The sequence below is a fragment of the Acinetobacter sp. BZX-2 genome, from assembly GCF_055179795.1.
The window spans coordinates 818,706-838,677 of record NZ_CM143686.1; the positions used below are offsets into that span (position 1 = coordinate 818,706).

General features: G+C 39.7%; 14 protein-coding genes and 2 rRNA genes. 9 read left to right on the forward strand and 7 right to left on the reverse strand.

Features of this window, described 5'->3' with window-relative positions; genetic code table 11:
* The first annotated feature begins 51 nt into the window (after positions 1 to 51).
* The 3 genes from ACY45D_RS03910 to ACY45D_RS03920 all read left to right on the forward strand — a co-directional run bounded on the left by ACY45D_RS03910 (position 52) and on the right by ACY45D_RS03920 (position 4,403).
* Positions 52 to 2,942, forward strand: a 23S ribosomal RNA gene (locus ACY45D_RS03910).
* Positions 2,943 to 3,109: 167 nt separating this feature from the next.
* Positions 3,110 to 3,224 (forward strand): 5S ribosomal RNA (gene rrf, locus ACY45D_RS03915).
* 228 nt (positions 3,225 to 3,452) lie between these two features.
* Positions 3,453 to 4,403, forward strand: coding sequence for a GGDEF domain-containing protein (locus ACY45D_RS03920; protein ID WP_463108529.1), 951 nt, complete (start codon positions 3,453 to 3,455; stop codon positions 4,401 to 4,403).
* A gap of 73 nt (positions 4,404 to 4,476) precedes the next feature.
* Here ACY45D_RS03920 and ACY45D_RS03925 read toward each other — a convergent pair whose 3' ends face one another.
* Positions 4,477 to 7,887 (reverse strand): DEAD/DEAH box helicase, encoded by a 3,411-nt coding sequence (locus tag ACY45D_RS03925; RefSeq protein ID WP_463109420.1) that lies wholly within the window; start codon positions 7,885 to 7,887, stop codon positions 4,477 to 4,479.
* A 192-nt stretch (positions 7,888 to 8,079) separates the two neighbouring features.
* Here ACY45D_RS03925 and ACY45D_RS03930 point away from each other — a divergent pair, with 192 nt between their 5' ends.
* Positions 8,080 to 9,243, forward strand: a complete 1,164-nt coding sequence (locus tag ACY45D_RS03930) for an acyl-CoA dehydrogenase family protein (RefSeq protein WP_463108530.1) — start codon at positions 8,080 to 8,082, stop codon at positions 9,241 to 9,243.
* Positions 9,244 to 9,322: 79 nt separating this feature from the next.
* On the forward strand, positions 9,323 to 10,492 hold the full coding sequence (locus ACY45D_RS03935; protein ID WP_463108531.1) for an acyl-CoA dehydrogenase family protein: 1,170 nt from the start codon (positions 9,323 to 9,325) through the stop codon (positions 10,490 to 10,492).
* 68 nt (positions 10,493 to 10,560) lie between these two features.
* Here ACY45D_RS03935 and ACY45D_RS03940 read toward each other — a convergent pair whose 3' ends face one another.
* The 6 genes from ACY45D_RS03940 to ACY45D_RS03965 form a co-directional block, all read right to left on the reverse strand.
* Positions 10,561 to 11,298, reverse strand: a complete 738-nt coding sequence (locus ACY45D_RS03940) for a hypothetical protein (RefSeq protein ID WP_463108532.1) — start codon at positions 11,296 to 11,298, stop codon at positions 10,561 to 10,563.
* Between the two features lie 15 nt (positions 11,299 to 11,313).
* A complete protein-coding gene (locus tag ACY45D_RS03945; RefSeq protein ID WP_463108533.1) occupies positions 11,314 to 11,931 on the reverse strand; it encodes a DUF6915 family protein in 618 nt (205 codons plus the stop codon).
* Between the two features lie 65 nt (positions 11,932 to 11,996).
* Positions 11,997 to 12,398, reverse strand: coding sequence for a hypothetical protein (locus tag ACY45D_RS03950; RefSeq protein WP_463108534.1), 402 nt, complete (start codon positions 12,396 to 12,398; stop codon positions 11,997 to 11,999).
* A 44-nt stretch (positions 12,399 to 12,442) separates the two neighbouring features.
* Positions 12,443 to 12,931: a GNAT family N-acetyltransferase gene (locus tag ACY45D_RS03955; RefSeq protein WP_463108535.1), complete on the reverse strand. Its 489-nt coding sequence runs from the start codon at positions 12,929 to 12,931 to the stop codon at positions 12,443 to 12,445.
* Positions 12,928 to 13,527 (reverse strand): TetR/AcrR family transcriptional regulator, encoded by a 600-nt coding sequence (locus tag ACY45D_RS03960; RefSeq protein ID WP_463108536.1) that lies wholly within the window; start codon positions 13,525 to 13,527, stop codon positions 12,928 to 12,930. Before ACY45D_RS03960 ends, ACY45D_RS03955 begins: the two co-directional genes overlap by 4 nt.
* Before the next feature lie 36 nt (positions 13,528 to 13,563).
* Positions 13,564 to 14,076 carry a hypothetical protein gene (locus ACY45D_RS03965; protein ID WP_463108537.1) on the reverse strand — a complete coding sequence of 171 codons (513 nt, stop codon included), beginning with the start codon at positions 14,074 to 14,076 and terminating at the stop codon, positions 13,564 to 13,566.
* A 170-nt stretch (positions 14,077 to 14,246) separates the two neighbouring features.
* Between ACY45D_RS03965 and ACY45D_RS03970 the strand changes: the two genes are divergently transcribed.
* The 4 genes from ACY45D_RS03970 to ACY45D_RS03985 all read left to right on the forward strand — a co-directional run bounded on the left by ACY45D_RS03970 (position 14,247) and on the right by ACY45D_RS03985 (position 19,972).
* A complete protein-coding gene (locus ACY45D_RS03970; RefSeq protein ID WP_463108538.1) occupies positions 14,247 to 16,034 on the forward strand; it encodes an acyclic terpene utilization AtuA family protein in 1,788 nt (595 codons plus the stop codon).
* 139 nt (positions 16,035 to 16,173) lie between these two features.
* Positions 16,174 to 17,085, forward strand: a complete 912-nt coding sequence (locus ACY45D_RS03975; protein WP_463109421.1) for an SDR family oxidoreductase — start codon at positions 16,174 to 16,176, stop codon at positions 17,083 to 17,085.
* The gene (locus tag ACY45D_RS03980) at positions 17,082 to 18,695 is read left to right on the forward strand and encodes an acyl-CoA carboxylase subunit beta (RefSeq protein ID WP_463108539.1); all 1,614 of its coding nucleotides are present in this window, start codon (positions 17,082 to 17,084) and stop codon (positions 18,693 to 18,695) included. The genes ACY45D_RS03975 and ACY45D_RS03980 overlap by 4 nt, the downstream gene beginning before the upstream one ends.
* A gap of 119 nt (positions 18,696 to 18,814) precedes the next feature.
* Positions 18,815 to 19,972 carry an acyl-CoA dehydrogenase family protein gene (locus tag ACY45D_RS03985; protein ID WP_463108540.1) on the forward strand — a complete coding sequence of 386 codons (1,158 nt, stop codon included), beginning with the start codon at positions 18,815 to 18,817 and terminating at the stop codon, positions 19,970 to 19,972.

Here is a 19,972-nt window from a genome sequence, read left to right on the forward strand (position 1 = left end):
TTGCAACGATAACACTCACTTGTATGTGTTAGCGACTGTTTGGGGTTGTATAGTCAAGTAATTAAGTGCATGTGGTGGATGCCTTGGCAGTCAGAGGCGAAGAAAGACGTAATAGCCTGCGATAAGCTTCGGGGAGGCGGCAAATATCCTGTGATCCGGAGATTTCTGAATGGGGAAACCCACTTACCATAAGGTAGGTATCGCATGATGAATACATAGTCATGCGAGGCGAACGAGGGGAAGTGAAACATCTCAGTACCCTTAGGAAAAGAAATCAATTGAGATTCCGTCAGTAGCGGCGAGCGAACGCGGATCAGCCCATTAAGTTATATGTGTATTAGCGGAACGCTCTGGGAAGTGCGACCGTAGAGGGTGATAGTCCCGTACACGAAAGTGCACATATAATGATGACGAGTAGGGCGAGGCACGTGAAACCTTGTCTGAATATGGGGGGACCATCCTCCAAGGCTAAATACTCCTGACTGACCGATAGTGAACCAGTACCGTGAGGGAAAGGCGAAAAGAACCCCTGTGAGGGGAGTGAAATAGATCCTGAAACCGCATGCATACAAGCAGTGGGAGCCGACTTGTTCGGTGACTGCGTACCTTTTGTATAATGGGTCAGCGACTTATATTCAGTAGCAAGGTTAACCGTATAGGGGAGCCGTAGAGAAATCGAGTCTTAATAGGGCGTTTAGTTGCTGGGTATAGACCCGAAACCGGGTGATCTATCCATGAGCAGGTTGAAGGTTGGGTAACACTAACTGGAGGACCGAACCCACTGTCGTTGAAAAGCCAGGGGATGACTTGTGGATAGGGGTGAAAGGCTAATCAAACTCGGTGATAGCTGGTTCTCCCCGAAAGCTATTTAGGTAGCGCCTCGGACGAATACCATAGGGGGTAGAGCACTGTTTCGGCTAGGGGGTCATCCCGACTTACCAAACCGATGCAAACTCCGAATACCTATGAGTACTATCCGGGAGACAGACTGCGGGTGCTAACGTCCGTAGTCAAGAGGAAAACAATCCAGACCGCCAGCTAAGGCCCCAAAATTATAGTTAAGTGGGAAACGATGTGGGAAGGCATAGACAGCTAGGAGGTTGGCTTAGAAGCAGCCACCCTTTAAAGAAAGCGTAATAGCTCACTAGTCGAGTCGGCCTGCGCGGAAGATGTAACGGGGCTAAAACTATATGCCGAAGCTGCGGATGTGCACTAAGTGCACGTGGTAGGGGAGCGTTCTGTAAGCCGATGAAGGTGTGTTGAGAAGCATGCTGGAGGTATCAGAAGTGCGAATGCTGACGTGAGTAACGACAAAACGGGTGAAAAACCCGTTCGCTGAAAGACCAAGGGTTCCAGTCCAACGTTAATCGGGGCTGGGTGAGTCGACCCCTAAGGCGAGGCCGAGAGGCGTAGTCGATGGGAAATTGGTTAATATTCCAATACTTCTGTGTAATGCGATGAGAGGACGGAGAAGGTTAAGTCAGCCTGGCGTTGGTTGTCCAGGTGAAAGGTTGTAGGCATGTATCTTAGGCAAATCCGGGGTACTCTATGCTGAGAACTGATAACAAGCTAGTTTACTAGCGAAGTGGCTGATACCAAGCTTCCAGGAAAAGTCTCTAAGCTTCAGTTACACAGGAATCGTACCCGAAACCGACACAGGTGGTCAGGTCGAGTAGACCAAAGCGCTTGAGAGAACTCTGCTGAAGGAACTAGGCAAAATGGTACCGTAACTTCGGGAGAAGGTACGCTGCTGACGGTGATAGGACTTGCTCCTTGAGCTATTGGCAGCCACAGAAACCAGGCCCCTGCAACTGTTTATTAAAAACATAGCACTCTGCAAACACGAAAGTGGACGTATAGGGTGTGATGCCTGCCCGGTGCTGGAAGGTTAATTGATGGGGTTAGCGTAAGCGAAGCTCTTGATCGAAGCCCCAGTAAACGGCGGCCGTAACTATAACGGTCCTAAGGTAGCGAAATTCCTTGTCGGGTAAGTTCCGACCTGCACGAATGGCATAATGATGGGGGCGCTGTCTCCAGCAGAGGCTCAGTGAAATCGAAATCGCCGTGAAGATGCGGTGTACCCGCGGCTAGACGGAAAGACCCCGTGAACCTTTACTGCAGCTTGACATTGAACTTTGATCTTACTTGTGTAGGATAGGTGGGAGGCTATGAAATTGGGACGCCAGTTCCAATGGAGCCATCCTTGAAATACCACCCTGGTAATATTGAGGTTCTAACTCTGTCCCGTTATCCGGGACGAGGACCATGTCTGGTGGGTAGTTTGACTGGGGCGGTCTCCTCCTAAAGAGTAACGGAGGAGTACGAAGGTGCGCTCAGCGTGGTCGGAAATCACGCGTAGAGTATAAAGGCAAAAGCGCGCTTAACTGCGAGACCCACAAGTCGAGCAGGTACGAAAGTAGGTCTTAGTGATCCGGTGGTTCTGTATGGAAGGGCCATCGCTCAACGGATAAAAGGTACTCTGGGGATAACAGGCTGATACCGCCCAAGAGTTCATATCGACGGCGGTGTTTGGCACCTCGATGTCGGCTCATCTCATCCTGGGGCTGAAGCAGGTCCCAAGGGTATGGCTGTTCGCCATTTAAAGAGGTACGCGAGCTGGGTTTAGAACGTCGTGAGACAGTTCGGTCCCTATCTACCGTGGGCGTTGGAAATTTGAGAGGATCTGCTCCTAGTACGAGAGGACCAGAGTGGACGAACCTCTGGTGTACCGGTTGTGACGCCAGTCGCATCGCCGGGTAGCTATGTTCGGAAGGGATAACCGCTGAAAGCATCTAAGCGGGAAGCCTACCTCAAGATAAGATTTCCCCGAGGCTTTATGCCTCCTAAAGAGCCGTTGAAGACTACGACGTTGATAGGTTGGATGTGGAAGTACGGTGACGTATGAAGCTGACCAATACTAATTGCTCGTGAGGCTTGACTATACAACACCCAAACAGTTGTATATAGAGCATCATTTGATTCATAAAAGATCAATCATACTTGATTTAGTTGTAAAGCTAGTTACAATACCCAACTCAAATGTTCTGTTAAACTCATTTGGTACCAAGTAAGGCATTTAAATAAGACCCGAACAAGTCCATAACAGTTTGCTGGCGACAATAGCAAGAGTGAACCACCTGATCCCTTCCCGAACTCAGAAGTGAAACCTCTTAGCGCTGATGGTAGTGTGGGGTTACCCATGTGAGAGTAAGTCATCGCCAGCTTTTAAATTCAAAACACCCCCAACTCGATAGTTGGGGGTGTTTTTTTTTGCTTGGGGGTTGTCGACAAAATAGAGTTATCTAGTTTATCTTTACTTATTAAATACAATTTTATATATTGCCTTGATTATCTACTTATTAAATCTGATTAAATGGATTTGTTGAAAGATTTTAAATATCTATATTTTGATTAGTCTAGCTGGCATATATCAAAAGCTTAAAGGGATAAATATGAGTGATCGAAAGCAGGATGCTTTAAAAAGTACATTAAAAATTAATGATACATTTTATAAAACTCTTTTAGAATCAACAAAAGCAATTCCTTGGCGAATTGATTGGGCGACAATGCAATTTACCTATATCGGTCCACAAATCCAAGCATTATTGGGTTGGTCTACTGATAGTTGGACGAGTGCAAATGATTGGGCCGAGCGTATCCATCCTGATGATAGGGAAAAGGTTGTTGGTTTCTGTATTTCACAATCAAAGGATGGCGTTGATCATGAAATGGATTATCGAGCTTTAACGATTGATGGTGACTATATTTGGATACGTGATGTCGTACATGTCATTCGTGATGATAATGGTGTAACAGAAACCTTAGTTGGTTTTATGTTTGATATTAACGAGCGTAAGAAAAATGAAGAAGAATTATTGAGGTTACAAAAAGAATTAGAAGCCTTATCTTATCAAGATACATTGACAGAAATTGCAAACAGACGCTCATATAATATTTTCCTAGAATCTGAGTGGGATATTGCTATTCGCAATCAAACTCAAATTTCTGCAATTTTGGTTGATATTGATTTCTTTAAGAAATATAACGATAGCTATGGTCATAATGCGGGTGATGTTGCATTAAGGAAAATTGCACAGATCTTAAAATCTGAAGTACGTTCTAGAGATTTAGTGGCACGATTAGGCGGTGAAGAGTTTATTATTATATTGCCTGCAACTTCTCAGATAGATGCAAAGATGATCGCTGAACGTATACGTTTGCGTATTGCTACAACTTCAATAAAGCATGATGCTTCATCTACTTTTTTAACGGCTAGTTTAGGCGTTGGAACTGTTCTCCCTAAACTCGGTGATAATTCTGAGTATTTTATTGAAATCATTGATAAACAACTTTATAGAGCGAAAGAAGAAGGGCGAAATAAAGTCATCGAACTCGGATGCTGAATTAATTCATTACAATGAATTCAAAATAAAGAAGTTAAACTAAAATCACGTGGTGGTTTGCGGCCATTTAAGCTTAATCCAATAGTTTCATCACATCATCTTCAGACAGTTTCACCTCATTCTCATGATCAATGCTGAGTATAGATTTGGCTAGGTTGGCTTTATTTTTTTGTAAAGTTAAGATCTTTTCTTCGATACTTTGATTGGTAATCAATTTATAAACGAATACAGGTTTGTCTTGTCCAATACGCCATGCACGATCAGAGGCTTGATCTTCAGCAGCAGGATTCCACCAAGGATCGTAATGAATCACTGTATCAGCAGCAGTAAGGTTTAAACCTACGCCACCTGCTTTTAAACTGATGAGGAACACGGGAATATCACCTGATTGAAAAGCAGTTATGACCTCATCACGTTTTTTAGTTCGACCTGTAAGTTTTACATTTTGAATTTTCAATATATTTAGTTGATCTTCAATCAGTTGTAACATGGTCGTGAATTGTGAAAAAATCAGAATCTTACGACCTTCTTCAACCATGTCTTGCACCATCTGCAATAAATAATCTAGTTTTGCAGATTCAACATTCTGATTTTTAATATGTTCAAGTTGTAATAGGCTTGGGTGACAACACACTTGGCGCAGTTTAAGTAAAGCACTCAAGATTTGAATTTGACTACGATGGAAGCCTTTCGCTGCAATTATCTCTCGAATATTTTTTTGCATGGTGGCACGTACAGCTTCATACAGTTTAGATTGCTGTTCGTTCATGTCAATATTGACTTCAATCGTGGTTTTTTCAGGGAGTTCTTTGGCAACTTCTGTTTTTAAACGTCGCAACATAAAGGGTTTAATTCGGGATATCAGTTTGTTTTTTGAAGCAATATCCGCATTTTTCTCAATAGGATTTCGATATTGCTTATTGAAAACTTCCTGATTGTATAAAAATCCTGGCATTAAAAAGTGAAATAAAGACCAAAGCTCTCCAAGGTGATTCTCCATTGGTGTACCTGTTAAGCACAGCCGATGTCGAGCTTTTATTTGGCGGACAATTTGTGAAGCTTTTGCTTTTGGATTTTTAATATTTTGAGCTTCATCCAAAATGAGTAAATGATATTCATAGGCCAGCAAGTACTCTTCATCACGCCCTAAAAGTGGGTAAGTACTGAGAATGACATCCGCATTTTTAATCTCCTGAAAATGCTCTAATCGATCATGGCCTTGTAAAACCAAAACTTTTAATTCTGGAGTGAATTTCTCTGCTTCTTTGCGCCAATTATGCATTAATGAAGTTGGAGCAATAATCAAAGCTGGGTGTTGTTCTAAGCGTCCAGCGTGTTTCTCTATAAGTAGATGTGCCAATGTTTGGGCTGTTTTTCCTAGTCCCATATCATCAGCAAGAATGCCACCATGTTCAGTTTCACGTAAGAACTGTAGCCAAGCTAAGCCTTGTTGTTGATACGGGCGTAGTTCACCTTGAAAGCCTAGAGGAGTTGGAATTTGATTTTGATAGCTTTGTTGTAGTTTTTCTGCAAATTGTTTGAGTCGGTCATTGCCTTGCCAAGGCATGCCTAAATGATGTTGTAAGTCGAAAAAATGAACCGCATCGTAACGGTCAAATTCGGTTGTTTCTGGGTGTTGTAAGATTTCTTTTAAGTAAATAAAGATCGGTTTGATCTCTGCAACTTTTAAGGCAAGTTGAGGATGGTTATGACCTAAATCAACCATAAAATAGCCTTGCTCATCTAATTGTTCAAGAAATTCAGGCTCTAAGATGATCGGCATACGTGCAACGAGATTGCCTAACAGTTCAATCAAATTATAGGTCTGACCTTGCATATCCTGAATGGTTGCACCGACATTAAACCAGTCTTGTCTTTTTTCAGATTCAGTGAATGAAAATTCAAGATTTTGTGCAGCTGTTAAATGAAATAAACTCTGTGAAGTATGTTCAACTTTCCAACCTATTTTTTCTAGTTGGTTGTCTGGGAGGAGTTGGTTAATCCAATCTGTTGGATTTGCACAAACAACTGAATTTTCAGTGATATCATCAAATGCAGGGCGTTTATTCTTATTCATTTGCTTGATCCATTGCAATGATGGAACTGCATTTTTTAAGTGTTCAATTTGAGCGTTTTCTGCATTTAAATCGCGTTGCTGTTTAACAGTTTGCTTATTAAAAAAGGTAATAAAACTTTCGTCTGGAAATCCAGCTTTTATACGTCCAGTAGGATATTCAAATTCTATTTCAGCCATCGCATAGTGATGCATTTGACCTAGACGATCATATTGTGGAAATGTACCAAAACGCAAAATAGCCAAAGGCTGTCCCTTGATGATTTCTATATTTTGGGCAGATTGAGCTTGAGGTAAATCTTCAAAAATAGAATAAGGCTGAATGACTTGCTCAAATTCAGCCAGAAGCTCAACAGGCATTTGTGGCATATTCAACAATTCTTCAATCATTTCACTTGAATATGGAGATTCCAGTACGCCAATTTGATTTCTTAATGTATCTAAATAGCTCAGTGGGTGAGAGTGAATAATATAAATTTGTTTAGAATGTTCAGCATCAAGCTTTTGATTATATTGATCAAAAAATTGAGCTTTTAATTTTTCAGTCTGTTGTTCAGGGCGTGTTTGCCAATTAAATTCAATTCGATAGTTTTCATCTGACCATGACAAAGCAGATTGTAAAACATTTAAACTATAACAATCCCCACTGGCAATCGCTGTTTTTAATTGCTCTTGATAGATTCCAGAAATATCCCATGCGGAAGGATAATAATGCGCATTGTTAAAATTTAATTTGGCAAAAAAGTATAAGTGATTAAAAATTTTCTTTTCTTCGTTGCTGACTTTTAAGCGACCATTCAACACATTGTCATAACTGGTATACGGTGTGGTATCCCGAATTTTCCCATCTTTATTACGACGAACCTTATATACACTGAGTTGTAATTTAGCTGAATTTTTTTTAGGCTGAAAAATATAGATCAATTGATGATTCGATATCGTACTCGATGATTTAATTTGCGCAAGTTGTTGTCGAAATTGATTGAGCCAAGTTTTAGCAGTGTGATGCGTTGGACTACTGGAAGCAGTAGAAAATTGACGTGTTGAAGATGTTGTGAGGATTGAATCTGATTGCTGAGTAGTGTTGGTGGTCGTTTGATTAAGATTTAAGTACTGTCTAAATGGCTTTTCATATTGATGATCATAAAAATATCGAGCCAGTGCGGCAGCATGTTTGCAGTTATAACCTACAGGACAACTACACTCAGTATCTGTAATTTTATTTTTTGAAAGATGAAATTGAATGGCTGTTTCGTAAAAATCAGTGCCTTCAATTTCTGCACTGATAAAAAGATAATCACTTCTGAGGTGAATTTCTAAAGTTGTTAAATCAATTTTTTTGACATAACTCATACTACGTTGAATCGTTGTTGCGTTAAAACGTGATAAAAATTGAGTTAGGCTTACCATCATTAAAAAATAAAATTTAGATTAAAGAGGGGGTGATTGTAGCGGATTTTAGAGAAAGAATTACTTTTTTATCAAAAGACATTTGCTGAAAGTATCATGATCTTCAATATAAATTGATCATTTTTGCAACGTGAAAATACTTAAAATCTGTCAGTATGAGCTTTGAAAATAAGACAGGAATGCAAATAAGAAATGATAGCCAATCCAATTTATTATACAGATCAACATTTTGCATTTGCCGATTCAGTTCGTAAATTTGTTCAAAAAGAATTAGTGCCACATATAAATGAATGGGAAGAAGCAGAAACTTTTCCCAAAGAACTGTATAGAAAGGCAGCTGAAATTGGATTACTCGGTATTGGTTTTGATGAAAATTATGGGGGAATTGCTGACACAGATGCATTCCATATACTTTTATCTTCAATCGAATTGGCGAAAACTGGATCGGGTGGTTTATGTGCTTCATTGCTTTCGCATTCTATTGGTGCACCACCCATCAATCATTTTGCATCACCTGAAATCAAAGAAACGGTATTAACTCAAATTTTAGCAGGTGACAAAATATCTGCTTTAGCAATCACTGAACCGAGTGGTGGTTCAGATGTTGCAGCATTAAAAACCAAAGCGGTACGTGATGGTGATGACTACATTATCAGTGGAGAAAAGACCTTTATCACATCTGGTATGCGTGCAGATTATTACACCGTTGCTGTCCGTACCGATCCTGATGCGAAAGGCCCGAATGGTATTTCGATGATATTGGTCGATGCACACAGTCAAGGGATTACAAAAAGTAAATTGGACAAGATGGGATGGTGGGCTTCGGATACAGCTCATTTACATTTTGATGAAGTACGTGTTTCTGCAAAGCATTTGTTAGGTGCAGAAAACATGGGCTTTCTTGTGATTATGAATAATTTCAATATGGAGCGCTTTTTCTTAGCTGCGAGTAGTTATGGCTTTGCATTAACGTGTTATGAAGAAGCTTTGGAATGGGCAAAAGAGCGTAAAACTTTTGGGAAACGGTTAGTCGATCATCAAGTCGTTCGACATAAGCTGGTGGATATGGCGACTCGTTTGACGACGACACGTGCATTATTAGAAGACACAGCTTATCGCTTAAATAAACCTGAAATGCAAGGCAATGAAATGATTGCACAAATCTGTATGCTTAAAAATATCGCAACGCAAACCATGCAATTTTGTGCAGATGCTGCGGTGCAGACTTTAGGTGGCATGGGTTTTATGCGAGGAACCAAGTCTGAACGGATTTATCGAGATGTTAAAGTCAATATGATTGGTGGTGGTGCCGAAGAAATTATGAAAGATCTTGCAAGTCGCCAATTGGGCTATTAATGTTTTAATACAGCGTTATTATGAATAAAAGCTAGATTTTTAAAGAACAAACGATAGGAAAAATAGGGAATAACAAAATATGGATCATTTAAATAACCCGATTTATTACACCGCAGAGCACCGCGCATTTGCGGATAGTGTGAAGAAGTTTGTTGAAAAGGAAATTTCTCCCTTTGTGAATGAATGGGATGAGGCTGGAACATTTCCACGAGAACTGTATCGAAAAGCGGCGGATATTGGGTTACTGGGTTTAGGTTTTGATGATGAGCATGGCGGTATTTCAGATGCTGATGCTTTTCATGTGTTTTTAGCTGCTGTAGAAACAGCCAAAGCTGGCTCAGGCGGTGTACATATTTCATTGATGATTCATACGATTGGGACGCCACCCATTCATCATTTTGCTCAACCACATATTCGTGACCAAGTGATGCCGCAAATCATTTCAGGAGAAAAAATTTCAGCGTTAGCCATTACTGAGCCGAGTGGTGGTTCTGACGTTGCTGCCTTGCAGACGAAAGCTATCCGAGATGGTGATTACTATCTAGTGAGTGGTGAAAAAACTTTTATTACATCTGGAATGCGGGCGGATTATTACACGGTTGCGGTGCGTACTAATCCTGAAATTAGAGGTGCAAATGGTATTTCGATGTTATTGGTTGATGCACATAGCGAGGGGATTACCAAATCATCTTTGAAAAAGATGGGATGGTGGGCATCGGACACAGCACATCTGCATTTTGATCAAGTAAAAGTCCCTGTAGAAAATCTATTAGGTGAGGAAAACTCTGGTTTTAAAGTGATTATGAAAAACTTTAATATGGAGCGCTTTTGGTTAGCATCCATGGCTTATGGTTATGCATTGGTCTGTTATCAAGAGGCTTTAGAATGGTCGAAAGAGCGTAAAACCTTTGGAAAGCGCTTGGTTGACCATCAAGTAGTACATCACAAATTAGTCGATATGGCGACTCGTTTAACTGCAACACGTGCTTTGCTCGAAGATACTGCTTATCGTATGGGGCAGGCTGAATTACAAGGTAGTGATTTAATTGCGCAAATTTGTATGGCGAAGAATGTTGCTACGCAAACCATGCAGTTCTGTGCGGATGCGGCTGTACAGACTTTAGGTGGCATGGGCTTTATGCGAGGCACTAAGTCTGAGCGTATTTATCGTGAAGTTAAAGTGAATATGATTGGTGGTGGCGCTGAAGAAATTATGAAGGATTTAATTAGTAAGCAACTGGGGTATTGATTGTTTGATCAGTTTAAGCGAGTACACATAAAAAGTGCGGTTAATTGCCGCACTTTTCATTTTGTTATTTATTCTAGTTCAGCCAATTCTTCTAAGGAGATTTGACGAACTTCAAAAATAGGTTGTTTTAGAAAAGCGTTTAGCGCTTTTATATGAATAAACTTGATATTGTCTAAGGCAATGCCTTCAATGCAGTCTTTTTCAGCATCGTAACGAATGTCTGCGGTTTGCTCGACAAACTGTTTCAATAACAATGGACTATCACTTAATTCAGCGAGTGGTTTGTCCATCAAGGCCTCGAATTCATAGTCCATGGCATAGATATTGGATTCCCATGAAACATCACTAAAGTTCTCATCTTGGCTCGAAATGATGCTGCCAGTTTCATATCCAGTGAAATAGCTTTCTTCTGAATTGATCCAAAGGACATAACATGGTTGACTTGCATCAACTTCGAGTAATTGATACCACACGATCCCTGAAAGTTTGGCAAATTCAAAGGCATCATTTTCATTGAGTTTGGGGATTTCTCCATCGTCTATGTTAAAAGTTTCTCCAGTTTTTTCTAAAATAAAAGCCTCAAGCTTTTCATAGACTTCGTCATCTGCTTCACCATTACCAATATCATAATTGCAGAGTTCATCATAATATAGGCCTTTAACGACCAATGCTTTGTATGCCTTTTCAGCTTCGGCTTTGTCTGTGTATATTTCCTTGATTGCGCCAGTTGAAACATGGTTGGTAAGATGCCACTCATCATTGTAAGCAAAGTCATTTTGACGAATAACGTATTGGATATTGCTCATAATATTCCCCTTGAATTAAGCAATTTTAATTTTTAAGTCTTGTAATTTAGCTGCACTCGGTGGTACGGCCATACCATTGTCCATCCAAAGTTCGAAACGCATTGGATTAAAGAAAAAATCGGGGCTAATATCAAAGTCGATAAATTTAGCTTCACTTTTGCCCATCATGGGTAAAATGGTGTTGATAAACCAACTATTATGCGTAATCAATAATGATTTTAATTGTCCTGTCACGGCTAATGGTGAAAGCAGGGTTGCAGATATTTTAGGGTCATCAATCACATTGCAGTGGAATTTTTCTAATCTTTTTGCTAACCCATCTGTAGGAATATCTTGCATTGCTGCCACAAAATCACCTAGGGTCGGAATAAAGCGATGGTGAAAATCGACCAGTAGATGATCTTTTTCACACAAGTCTTTGACCTCAATACTTTGACCCGCGCTATTTTCAAAATAATGTCCAAAAATAGGAATAATGACTTCCTGAACACCCCAAAAAGTATGCAGAATACGATGGCGATTATCAGTACAAAGCATTTTAGTACTGTCGATTAAAGCATGGATATCAATATAATCTTCGAGTTCGCCACCTCGGCGTTTGACTGAAATATGGGCATGTTGTACTGGGTTCATATTTATTTAGAATTATTTAGATTACAAGAGATTAGCAGAACTTTATGGAAATAAAAATATGTAAATTATTCTATAGTTTTTAAATGGTTTTGAATTCTGATTTCACGTAAATAAGGTGTTACTGTCCAACATAAATCATAAGTAGTATTACCACATGCCCAGTAGCATATAGTTGTTGCATGAAGTTCTATATTATTTTCTAAGAGTTTGAGTAAACATTGCCAATCAATATCTTGTGCTAAATTTCGATCTGAATCATCAAAAGATTGTATCAATATTTCCATCAAGACAAATTTTTCATCTTCAGTTAACGGTTCTTCAATGTAGGCTTTCAAGAATTCATTAATTCGATTTGAATCAGCAACTATATATTCCCAATCTTGCATTGTCGGTATATTGGGTAAATTAAATCGCTTTGCTAAGGTTTGTATAGCAAATTGAGTTGGGTAACGTATTTGATATTGCATTGATAAATCCTTAATAATGATTTCAATATAAAACTTAAGAAATATTAACTCGCCCAATCCTCATTAATAATCGCCCAGCGTTCATGGTCTTTCCATTCACCACCTATATTTAAGTATTGTTTAGAAAAGCCTTCTTTCACAAAACCAGCTCTCGCAACCAAGTGGATAGATGCAAGATTTTCAGGCTGAATATTCGCTTCAATACGATGTAAATTTAGAACATGAAATGCTTCATGTAATAGTAGGTTTAGACCCAAACGCATATAACCATGTGCTTGATAAGGATAGAAAACTTCATAGCCTAAATATGCGGAATGAAAAAGCCCTCTGACAATATTGGAAATATTAAAAGTTCCAATGATTTGATGTGTTTCTGAAAGGCAAAGAAAATAGCGTCCTTCTTGCTGTAAATAATTTTGAAAATTAGAGGGTGGATATGTCCAAGGTTGATGTAAAGATTCACTCTTTTTATAAGCATTTTCAACTTCTAGGAGATCAGAATCTTGGGGTTTTCGTAAGTAAACTATGCTCATTTCAAAGCCATTTCCCATATCATATCGGTAAGTTCATCGACACCGACTTTGCCGTTGGGTTTATACCATGTGACTGTCCACGAGATTGAACCACCCAATAAACGTCGCCAGATAAAAGCATCATGTTGAATCTTGCCTGCATCACGTAATTTTTGAATCACAGCCAACCAAATATTTTCATAATCATTGCGCAGTTTTAATAGTTCTTCTTGTTTTTCAATCGAAAGCGCAAACCATTCATGGACTAAAACAGCCATGGCAGAACCTGTATCTCCACTAATTGAAATCAGTTCAGCTTTGATTAAATGTTTTAACTGTTGCTCAGGATCATCAGACTTTTGAATCGCATCCAGTAGGCGAGCATGGTTATAAATGATGGTTTGTTCCATGACATTGGCGAGAATGTCATCTTTACTTTTAAAATGATGAAATAGGCTACCTGATTGAATTCCAATAAAATTTGCTAATTCACGAACCGTGGTTTTGGCATAACCTTGCTTATGAAACAGATAAGCCGCACCCAATAACAAACGTCCTTTCGGACTGTCATCGAAACAGGCAATTTTAGGTACTTTTTCAATTGAGGTCGCGATCATATTTTGGGCTCTAGTAAGGAACAGCGGTATAATAGGTCAATCATGATTTTCAACCAAATCGTAAACTTCAATTTTTTTATAGAACAAAAAGTTAAATTGTAAATAGCGCACTGGGTAACATATGTTCGAGTTCATAAGAGTATTAAAATCATTAATTTGCTTAGTTATTGGTAAATTTTCACCTCGAATATAAACCTCAGTAAAGGAATGATTAATAATAAAATAGTCACGGTATGAAAAGTCTTTTGAATTTTTAGGTTTGTATTTGGTTGTTGCATAATATGTCATACATCCATAATGAAAATTTTCTTTTATTCGTTCTTTATTAAAATGATTAGGAATGATTATTATTTGAAAGTAGAAAAAATATATAAGAAAACCTAATAAACTACCAATACTAACAAATAAACCTAAACATTCTTTTTTAAAGACTCTTATTAATAAAAATCCTCCAATTAATCCTGATGTAAATAATATTTGGGTGAAATTTACATATAGAAAAAAAGAAATTTCTAAATAATGTTTTTGTATAAAATTGATAAAAATCATAATTTAAGAAATTCCTTTTTATTTAGAATTGTAATAAACCTTGAATAATTAGAAAAATAATTACTTTTGCCAATTCAGCATAACATTTTGCACTTTACAAACCAAGCGCTTGCTTGGTAGATTAAAGTATAAATTTTATTCAGAACAATGAGAAGAAGATAGGTGTGAAAATGGAAGATCAGCGAATAGTTAAAATTGGATGTGCCTCAGGATTTTGGGGGGACACCAATACGGCCGCATTTCAATTGGTACATTTATCTGATATTGATTATTTAGTTTTTGACTACCTTTCAGAAATCACCATGTCGATTATGGCGAAAGCGATGATGACTGATCCAAACCATGGCTATGCTTTGGATTTTGTCAGTCGTGTGATGACGCCATTACTCAAAAAGATCAGTGATAAAAAAATTAAAGTCATTAGCAATGCAGGTGGGGTAAATCCTTTGGCATGCCGTGATGCATTACAAAAAGTTATTGAGTCACAAGGTTTAGATTTAAAAATTGCGGTGGTCTTGGGCGACGATTTATTAAACCAACAAGCTGAATTACAAAAGCAAAATATCAAAGAAATGTTTAGTGGTGAAGATTTTCCAGTACATCTAGCCAGTTGCAATGCCTACCTTGGTGCTATTCCGATTCGAGATGCTTTAGACCAAGGCGCTGATATTGTGATTACAGGTCGTGTGGTTGATTCTGCTGTGGTACTTGCACCATTACTACATGAATATCAATGGGCTATCGATGATTATGACAAACTTGCACAAGGCTCTTTGGCAGGGCATATCATCGAATGCGGTGCACAATGCACAGGTGGTAATTTTACCGATTGGCGTTTAGTCAAAGGCTTCGACAATATGGGCTTTCCGATTGTAGAAGTAAAAGCTGATGCTTCATTTATTGTCACCAAACCCAATGCTACTGGTGGGCTTGTGACTACAGCAACAGTTGCTGAACAAATTGTTTATGAAATTGGTGATCCGCAAACGTATCTATTACCCGATGTGACCGCTGATTTTAGCCAAGTCAAACTTGAACAAATTGCAGAGGATCGAGTCTTGGTGACAGGTGCAAAAGGACGTGCGCCAACGGAGCAGTATAAAGTCAGTGCAACGTATCCCGATGGTTATCGTGTTCTAGTTAGTTTTTTAATTGCAGGGCGTGAAGCACCGCAAAAAGCCCAAGTGATTGCCAATGCGATTTTAACCAAATGTGAACGTGTTTTAGCATTACGATCAGTTCCGCCATTTTCAGAAAAATCTGTAGAAATTCTCGGTATTGAAAGTACTTATGGTGAAAATGCAATTCATACACAAAGTCGTGAAGTTGTGGTCAAAATTGCCGTAAAGCATGCGTTTAAAGAAGCATGTATGTTTTTTGCTTCTGAAATTGCACAAGCTTCAACAGGTATGGCACCCGCATTGGCTGGTATCGTTGGAGGGCGTCCTAAAGCTTCGCCAGTCGTTAAATTGTTCTCTTTCTTGGTGGATAAAACCAAACTTGATGTGGAAATAGACATTAACGGTCAACGTCAAAAAGTTGTAATTCCGCAAGGTTCTTCAGATCAATCCTTGCATCAACATACAACAGGTGAGGTTGCTCAATTTACAGGTCAAGAAATCGAAGTTCCGTTGATTGAAATTGCCCATGCCCGAAGTGGTGATAAAGGCAACCATAGCAATATCGGTGTGATTGCACGTAAAGCTGAGTATTTACCGTGGATTCGTGCCAATTTGACAGCGCAAAATGTCGCGAAATATATGCAACATCTGTTGAACCCTGAAACCAGTCAAGTGATTCGATATGAAATTGAAGGTTTTAATGCGTTAAATTTCATGCTGGAAAATGCACTAGGAGGCGGCGGTATTGCCAGTTTACGAATTGATCCACAAGGTAAAGCTTTTGCGCAACAACTGTTGGATATGCCTGTGAAAGTACCAAAGGATTTGGTGGAATAAAGACTCCTTCCTCATCCTCCTTTTGAAGAAGGTGGTGGATAAGAGGATTATTAAGAATTTATGAAATGGACTTCTCGCTAACCCTCTCCTAGAAAGAGAGGGAGCTATGGAAATTAAAGAAAACAATGTGGAAATAAAAATGCAATATCACTCAATATTTAGACCAGATGCTTTTAAAGATAAAGTCATCATTGTGACAGGTGGAGGCTCAGGGATCGGACGTTGTACTGCTCATGAGCTGGCAGCGTTGGGCGCGCAAGTGGTGATTACAGGACGTAAAATTGAAAAATTAGAAAATGTCAGCAGAGAAATTACCGAAGATCATGGCAAAGTGCATTTTATTGTCTGTGATAATCGTGAAGAACAACAAGTCCAAAGCATGATTGCTGAAGTCATTGCAAAGTTTGGTCGTTTGGATGGTTTGGTCAACAATGCAGGCGGGCAATTTCCGTCTAATTTAGAAGGGATCTCTGCTAACGGCTTTGATGCAGTGGTGCGAAATAACTTGCATTCAACTTTCTATTTAATGAAAGAAGCTTATAACCAATGGATGGCAAAACATGGGGGCAGTATTGTCAATATGGCTGCTGACATGTGGGGAGGAATGCCAGGTATGGGACATTCAGGTGCAGCACGTTCAGGGGTGGATAATTTAACCAAAACAGCAGCAGTGGAATGGGGACGTTCAGGTGTTCGAGTCAATTGTGTTGCGCCAGGATGGATAATTTCATCGGGTATGGATAATTACACAGGTGATTTTGCAAAATTCATCATTCCGAGCTTGGCAGGGAATGTACCGCTAAAACGTATGGGAACGGAGTCTGAAATTTCATCTGCGATTTGTTATTTACTGTCCGAAGCAGCAGGATTTATTTCAGGAATGACCATTCGTATTGATGGCGCAGCCTCTTTAGGGACACGTATGTATCCATTGGCTGATGCAAATAATAGCGAGTCATTTAATGGATTCCACCGAGCTTTTATTCCAGATGTACTCAAACAACAATTGAATAATCAAACGAATAACCAAAATGCAGGAGAAAACGCATGACTATTCTCCAATCCGAAATTGCAGTAGGAAGCGAGCAATATCAACAGAATCGGGATGCTTTACTGGCACAAATTGCAGAAGTGAGAGCCGTTCAAAATAAAAATATTGAAAAGTCTTATGCAGCAAAACCTAAGTTTGATAAGAAAGGCAAAATTTTACCGCATGAACGCGTACGTTTAGCTTTAGATGCCGATTCACCTTTTGTCGAACTTTGCGGTTTAGTGGGTTATGCGATGCATGACGATAAAGATGGCTCAGATGCAGGCGGTGGAATCATCGCTGGAATGGGTTTTGTCAGTGGTGTGCGCTGCATCATCTCGGCAAGTAATAGTGCTATCAAAGGTGGAACGATGTCACCGATGGGCGTGCAGAAGACTTTACGCTTACAAAAAATTGCTTTTGAACAAAAGTTACCCATGCTGACGCTCACTGAAAGTGGTGGGGCAAATTTAAATTATGCTGCGGAAGTATTTACTTATGGCGGAATGACCTTTGCCAATCAGGCACGAATGTCAGCAACAGGTTTACCTCAAGTGTCCGTGGTCCATGGAAATGCAACAGCGGGTGGGGCTTATCAACCGGGTTTATCGGATTATGTGATTGCTGTTCGAAAACAAACAGAAATGCTACTGGCAGGGCCGCCTTTACTTTTAGCGGCAACAGGTGAAGTGGCGACTGCAGAAGAGTTGGGTGGTGCAGAAATGCATGCTCAAGTTGCGGGTACAGCAGAATTTTTAGCGGAAAATGATGCAGATGGTATTCGTATCGCACGTGACGTTTTTGAGCATCTCAATTGGAAAGAACAAACTCAGCAATCAAATTTGACTTATAAAGAACCACGTTATTCTGCTGAAGAGTTGTTAGGTGTTATTCCTGCAAGCCCTAAACAACCTTTTGATATGAAAGAAGTCATTGCTCGTATAGTGGATGATTCTGATTTTTTTGAAGTCAAGCAAGAATATGATGCATTAACCGTGTGTGGTTGGGCAAAGATTGGTGGCTTACATATTGGCATTATTACCAACAATGGGCCGATTACACCGCAAGGTGCGACCAAGGCCGCACAGTTTATTCATCTGTGTGAGCAGACTCAACGTCCTTTATTGTTCCTACATAACACCACAGGTTTTATGGTGGGAACAGATGCTGAACAAAACGGCATTATCAAACATGGTTCAAAACTCATTCAAGCCGTTGCTAATACCACCGTTCCTAAAATATCGATTGTGGTCGCAGGTTCTTATGGTGCAGGCAACTACGCTATGTGTGGGCGCCCATTATCACCACAATTTATTTTTGCATGGCCAAATTCGCATGTGGCAGTAATGGGCTCAGCTCAGGCAGGTAAAGTTTTACGTATCGTTGCGGAAGGTAAGCAAAAAGCTTCGGGCATGGAACCGAATGAGCAGATGCTTGATTTCTTAGAACAAAGCACCACTGCAAAATTAGAGCAACAGTCTACAGCTTTATTTAATACGGCGATGTTACATGATGATGGAATTATCGATCCACGTGATACACGTAAGGTTTTGATTTTCTTGCTAGAAACGATTTATGAAGCAGAACATCGTGAGCTTAATCCAATTCGATTTGGGGTGTCGAGGCTTTAAGAAAACTCCCTTGCACTGTTAGCCACAGTTCACCCAGTCTTTGAAAAGGTAGAAGAAATACCCTCTCCTTGGGGAGAGGGATGGGTGAGGGGGATCAATTAAAATTTTAAGGAAAAACAATGAAATTTACATCAGAGCATGAAGCTTTACGCCGCACCACTCGCCAGTTTGTTGAAACAGAATTAGATCCTTTTATTCCTGAATGGGAAGCAGCGGGGCGTTTCCCGATCCATGAAGTATTTAAAAAGATGGCAGATTTAGGATTACTCGGCATTTGTAAACCTGAAGAAAATGGTGGTTTGGCTTTAGATTATTCCTACAATCTTGTGGTTGCAGAAGAGTTAGGGCGTGCTGCATGTGGCGGTGTGCCTTTGGCAATTGGTGTGCAAACCGATATGGCAACCCCTGCATTGGCTCGTTTTGGTAGCAAAGAATTACGTGATGAATTTTTAACACCTGCGATTGCAGGGGAATATGTAGCGTCGATTGCTGTTTCAGAAGTTCATGCAGGTTCAGATGTTGCTGCAATCAAAACCACAGCTAAAAAAGATGGTGATGATTATGTGATCAATGGCAGTAAGATGTGGATTACTAACTCATTACAAGCTGATTTCTTTTGTTTATTGGCTAATACTTCTGACGATAAACCGCATGTCAATAAATCCATGATTATTGTCCCTGCAAAAAGTAAAGGGATTTCATTTTCAGAACCTCTCAATAAGCTAGGCATGCGCTCAACGACCACGGCTGAAGTGTATTTTGACAATGTTCGTGTACCACAGCGTAATTTGGTTGGTGCAGAAGGCATGGGTTTTATGATGCAAATGATGCAGTTCCAAGAAGAACGCATGTGGGCTGCAGCCAATGCGATTGGTGGTTTAGAGACTGTGATCAAAAAAACCATTCAATACACCAAAGAACGTACAACTTTTGGGCAACCCCTCATCAATAACCAATATGTACATTTCCGTTTTGCTGAGTTAATGACAGAAGTAGAGGCATTACGTGCTTTGACTTATCGCGCATGTGAAATTCATGTGGATGGTGGTAATGCCACAGAAATTGCATCTATGGCGAAATTGAAAGCAGGACGTTTAACCCGTGAAGTTGCAGACAGTTGCCTACAATTTTGGGGTGGTAATGGTTTTATGTGGGATAACCCAGCTTCTCAACTGTATCGTGATGGTCGTTTAGGCTCAATTGGCGGTGGAGCAGATGAAATCATGTTGGGCATTATTTGTAAGTTGATGGATATTCTTCCATCAAAGCGCAATTAA

What these genes read in the sequence shown, in the direction of transcription:
- ACY45D_RS03985 (WP_463108540.1), top strand. Translation starts at nt 18,815, where the DNA reads ATGAAATTTACATCAGAGCATGAAGCTTTACGCCGCACCACTCGCCAG.
- ACY45D_RS03940 (WP_463108532.1), bottom strand. Translation starts at nt 11,298, where the DNA reads ATGAGCAATATCCAATACGTTATTCGTCAAAATGACTTTGCTTACAAT.
- ACY45D_RS03970 (WP_463108538.1), top strand. Translation starts at nt 14,247, where the DNA reads ATGGAAGATCAGCGAATAGTTAAAATTGGATGTGCCTCAGGATTTTGG.
- ACY45D_RS03960 (WP_463108536.1), bottom strand. Translation starts at nt 13,527, where the DNA reads ATGATCGCGACCTCAATTGAAAAAGTACCTAAAATTGCCTGTTTCGAT.
- ACY45D_RS03930 (WP_463108530.1), top strand. Translation starts at nt 8,080, where the DNA reads ATGATAGCCAATCCAATTTATTATACAGATCAACATTTTGCATTTGCC.
- ACY45D_RS03965 (WP_463108537.1), bottom strand. Translation starts at nt 14,076, where the DNA reads ATGATTTTTATCAATTTTATACAAAAACATTATTTAGAAATTTCTTTT.
- ACY45D_RS03920 (WP_463108529.1), top strand. Translation starts at nt 3,453, where the DNA reads ATGAGTGATCGAAAGCAGGATGCTTTAAAAAGTACATTAAAAATTAAT.
- ACY45D_RS03935 (WP_463108531.1), top strand. Translation starts at nt 9,323, where the DNA reads ATGGATCATTTAAATAACCCGATTTATTACACCGCAGAGCACCGCGCA.
- ACY45D_RS03975 (WP_463109421.1), top strand. Translation starts at nt 16,174, where the DNA reads ATGCAATATCACTCAATATTTAGACCAGATGCTTTTAAAGATAAAGTC.
- ACY45D_RS03945 (WP_463108533.1), bottom strand. Translation starts at nt 11,931, where the DNA reads ATGAACCCAGTACAACATGCCCATATTTCAGTCAAACGCCGAGGTGGC.
- ACY45D_RS03950 (WP_463108534.1), bottom strand. Translation starts at nt 12,398, where the DNA reads ATGCAATATCAAATACGTTACCCAACTCAATTTGCTATACAAACCTTA.
- ACY45D_RS03925 (WP_463109420.1), bottom strand. Translation starts at nt 7,887, where the DNA reads ATGGTAAGCCTAACTCAATTTTTATCACGTTTTAACGCAACAACGATT.
- ACY45D_RS03955 (WP_463108535.1), bottom strand. Translation starts at nt 12,931, where the DNA reads ATGAGCATAGTTTACTTACGAAAACCCCAAGATTCTGATCTCCTAGAA.
- ACY45D_RS03980 (WP_463108539.1), top strand. Translation starts at nt 17,082, where the DNA reads ATGACTATTCTCCAATCCGAAATTGCAGTAGGAAGCGAGCAATATCAA.